Origin of the sequence: Chelativorans intermedius (genome assembly GCF_025398255.1) — a bacterium.
Lineage (GTDB): Bacteria > Pseudomonadota > Alphaproteobacteria > Rhizobiales > Rhizobiaceae > Chelativorans > Chelativorans intermedius.
Genome location: NZ_JAODNW010000065.1, coordinates 1 through 2,991 on the forward strand (window position 1 = coordinate 1; position 2,991 = coordinate 2,991).

4 protein-coding genes are annotated in these 2,991 nt (G+C 65.9%); all 4 read right to left on the bottom strand.

The window, feature by feature from the left end; genetic code table 11:
• Positions 1–312: 312 nt before the first annotated feature.
• The 4 genes from NYR58_RS20135 to NYR58_RS20150 all read right to left on the bottom strand — a co-directional run bounded on the left by NYR58_RS20135 (position 313) and on the right by NYR58_RS20150 (position 2,835).
• A complete protein-coding gene (locus NYR58_RS20135) occupies positions 313–630 on the bottom strand; it encodes a hypothetical protein (protein WP_261522911.1) in 318 nt (105 codons plus the stop codon).
• A 196-nt stretch (positions 631–826) separates the two neighbouring features.
• Positions 827–1,705, bottom strand: a complete 879-nt coding sequence (locus NYR58_RS20140; RefSeq protein ID WP_261522912.1) for a DUF7007 domain-containing protein — start codon at positions 1,703–1,705, stop codon at positions 827–829.
• Positions 1,599–2,573 carry a metallophosphoesterase family protein gene (locus NYR58_RS20145; RefSeq protein WP_261522913.1) on the bottom strand — a complete coding sequence of 325 codons (975 nt, stop codon included), beginning with the start codon at positions 2,571–2,573 and terminating at the stop codon, positions 1,599–1,601. Before NYR58_RS20145 ends, NYR58_RS20140 begins: the two co-directional genes overlap by 107 nt.
• Before the next feature lie 73 nt (positions 2,574–2,646).
• Complete coding sequence (locus NYR58_RS20150; RefSeq protein WP_261522914.1) at positions 2,647–2,835, bottom strand: hypothetical protein; 189 nt, start codon at positions 2,833–2,835, stop codon at positions 2,647–2,649.
• Between the last annotated feature and the right edge of the window lie 156 nt (positions 2,836–2,991).

The window sequence follows — 2,991 nt, forward strand, 5'->3', positions numbered from 1 at the left end:
GAGGCTGGTGCGCATGGCCGCTCCGCGGCGCGCCAGCGGCCTTGAAGGCTCCGGCCGCCGGTTTAGGACCGAAGCCAAAACCGAAGGGAGGCCGGCAGGGGGTGGCGTTCCACCGAAGCTGCCCCATGAAGGAAATGACGATGACCCGGGTCCGCATGCCCGTCATCCCGAGTGGCTGGACACCCCGGCATCCTGCGGCCGAACACTGCTGTCCTCACAATTCCTCCTGAGGATGGCGGTCGCACACGCCCGACGAGCGAGCTCCCGTGAAACGGTATCGATCGAGTCAGTTCCTTCGACGTATGGAAGGTATCAGCTGACCGGCGCCTTGCATGCGGGATCGGGGCCTGGACGGGCAAATCCGGGTCGTTTTTCCGCGCTTGGCTCTCGCGCGGTTCTCCATTCGGGAAACGGTGTTGCTCCCGGCGTGTAGTCGGCCGGAATCACCACAGGTGCCATCGATGCGGCGAGGTCTTCGCCGGTGACGGCCCAATCGACTATCGTGCCGGCCGCCGGAACAGCTGCTGCACAACGGTCGAACTGGTTCTCCAAAGCCGCTGCGACAGCCGAACGGGGACTGGCGGCTTGCGTGTCGACGAGGATGTGTACCGCGACGAGAAAGGTGGTCATCGGTTGGGTCTCCGTGCTGGATGATTGAAACGTGGCGCGCGGATCGAGACGAGCACCGCGCGCTTCCAGGCATCGGCGCCTGTGAAACGATGACGATGCCGCGTGTGTTGGACGACAAGACGGGGATGCGCGCCGTCCATCCCGAACGCAGCCCGCCAGCCGAAGCGGACCGCGATCGCTTTCCATGGGATGGACATCACCGCCCCCAGGTGACAAAGCTCGAGGGCCCGCCGTAAGAAGCGTGGCGCGCCGGATCGACGACGAAACCGAAACGGCCAACCTCGTACTCGCCGGCCGGGACCAGAAAGCGCCGGCGCTCGAGGCCATCACCACTGCCTCCACCCAGCGTGGCGATCACCTCAACGAAACCGTCGTGGTGCTCTGACCTGATTGCCGACACGACAACCCAGTCACCGGCATGCCGCGCCTCGAATGCCCGGCGATCCTTCTCTCGGGATTCGCCGGGCTGCAGAACGGTTCCGAAGATCGCCTCCCAGGCGTCCGGCCAGGAGTCCTTCAGGGTCTGCTCGGCACATCGCCGTTCGAACCCGGTGAACAGGTGCGGAAAGGTGATCGCAACGATCGCCCATTCGGCGTCTTCCTCGTACCAGCCGTCCCTTTTCCGGAGCCGGGAGTGGACACTGGCATTGCGACCGCCGGAGAGCTGGAAACCGCCATGTCCGGCAGTCGAATGGCAGACGATGCCCTCGGCAAAGACCGTCGCGCCCTGCGAAGGTCCCCACGGCGTGTGGGCCCGAGAGCGGATTTCCCGGCGGCCGAGCGCGCGCTTCTCTTGGCTGTGCTCGGCCTGCTCGAGCACACTCGCCCTGAAATCCGACTCGTCCGCGAGTTGGCCACCATGCCCGTAGAAGTCATTGCGGGCGAGTTCCGACAGCGGCCGGCGCGCGCACCAGGATGAGGCGAGAAAATACTGGCCGACGCGCCCCGGCAGCATGGCAAAGACAGTGTCATCGACGCGCGCCACGGGAAACCCTTGGGCGCTGATGCCGAAACGAACCTCCGACTGGTCGGGCGTTCCGCCCGAGCGAGGGTGCGATTGCAGGGACCGGATCATGCCGCTCTCCCTTCATGCGTCTCGCCGCTTCCGGAATCTGGTGGAAGGGCGGCACCGGCGGCGTCCAGCGCCGCGCCTGCGGCGCGAAGGCGAAATCGATGGGGTCGCGCCCCTCGACACGCCAGCGCACGGTCTCCCCCAACTCAAGAAGACCGAGCGCGGCCGCCGGCTCGCCCGCGGTGGTGAAGCTCTCGGTGAGCGACTGCTGCGTGAGATGGGTGATGCCGTCGACCGTGGTGATCGTGTTCCAATGAACATGGCCGGCGATGCAGACCACCGGAACGCGGGCCTGGGCGAGCACGGCGCGGGCGCGGGCGGCCTGCGGATAGGTGGAGGCGGCCGGATTGGCCTCGAAATAATAGTTGCCGACCTGCGAGTGGCCGGAAACGGGCACGTGGCTTGCCACCAGCAGCGGACGGTCGGCATTCTGTACGGTACGCGACAGCCACAGGATATCGGCCTCCGCAAGCTGGAAGCCACGATGATCCGGCCCCCGCCGGATGCGCGTGTCGGCACGCCACAGCGCGATGCGCCATTCGCCGATGTCCAGCGTCTGGTGGCCGAGCGCTTGACCCAGAATCTCTTCATTGTCTTCGACGGAGAGATGATCGCGGTCGTGATTGCCGTTGATGTGGCAGATCGGCGCCTCGACCGCCCTGAAGGCCTCGGCAACGTCGCGCTCAAGGCCAAGGTCTGTGTCGCGGTCGATATCGGAAATGCGGTCACCGAGGTCGAGCACCAGATCGGCGCGCGCGTCGTTGGCGAAGCGCGCGAAGTCTCCCATGAGATCGAGCGCGGCGTCGCCGCGCTTGGTCATGGATGGCGCGCCGTGGTGGATATCGGCGACGAGGCAGATGCGAACGGCCATGGGTTTAACCCTCTCTTGCGCGATGCGGGAAGCGCCGCGCCGCCGCTGTCGGGCGGCGCGGCAAGTGCCGGGTTCAATTGGTGGCAAAGGAGATGGAGCCGGCACGGAAGTCGAGCACATAGGGGATGTGCCCCGGCTTCGGCGCCCAGTTCACGCCCTTGCGCATGGCCCAGGATTCATAAGGCCGGTAGAGCGGCAGGACGGGCGGATCGGCCTTGATGCGGTCCATCAGCTCGGCATAGGCCGCCTTGCGCGCCTCCACGTCCTTGGAGAAGCGGAAGCGCTCCCAGATCTCGGCATATTCCGCATCCGTATTGAAGCGGCCTTCCGATTCCGAAGGGCCTGACCTGCCCCTTTTTTCAGGGCCACTCGTAAGTCGAGCCTGTTCTCCTTTTGTGTGCCATCATTCGGCGGCGTG

Excerpts from the sequence above, each read along its gene's own strand:
- NYR58_RS20145 (WP_261522913.1), bottom strand. The coding sequence starts at position 2,573 with ATGGCCGTTCGCATCTGCCTCGTCGCCGATATCCACCACGGCGCGCCA.
- NYR58_RS20140 (WP_261522912.1), bottom strand. The coding sequence starts at position 1,705 with ATGATCCGGTCCCTGCAATCGCACCCTCGCTCGGGCGGAACGCCCGAC.
- NYR58_RS20135 (WP_261522911.1), bottom strand. The coding sequence starts at position 630 with ATGACCACCTTTCTCGTCGCGGTACACATCCTCGTCGACACGCAAGCC.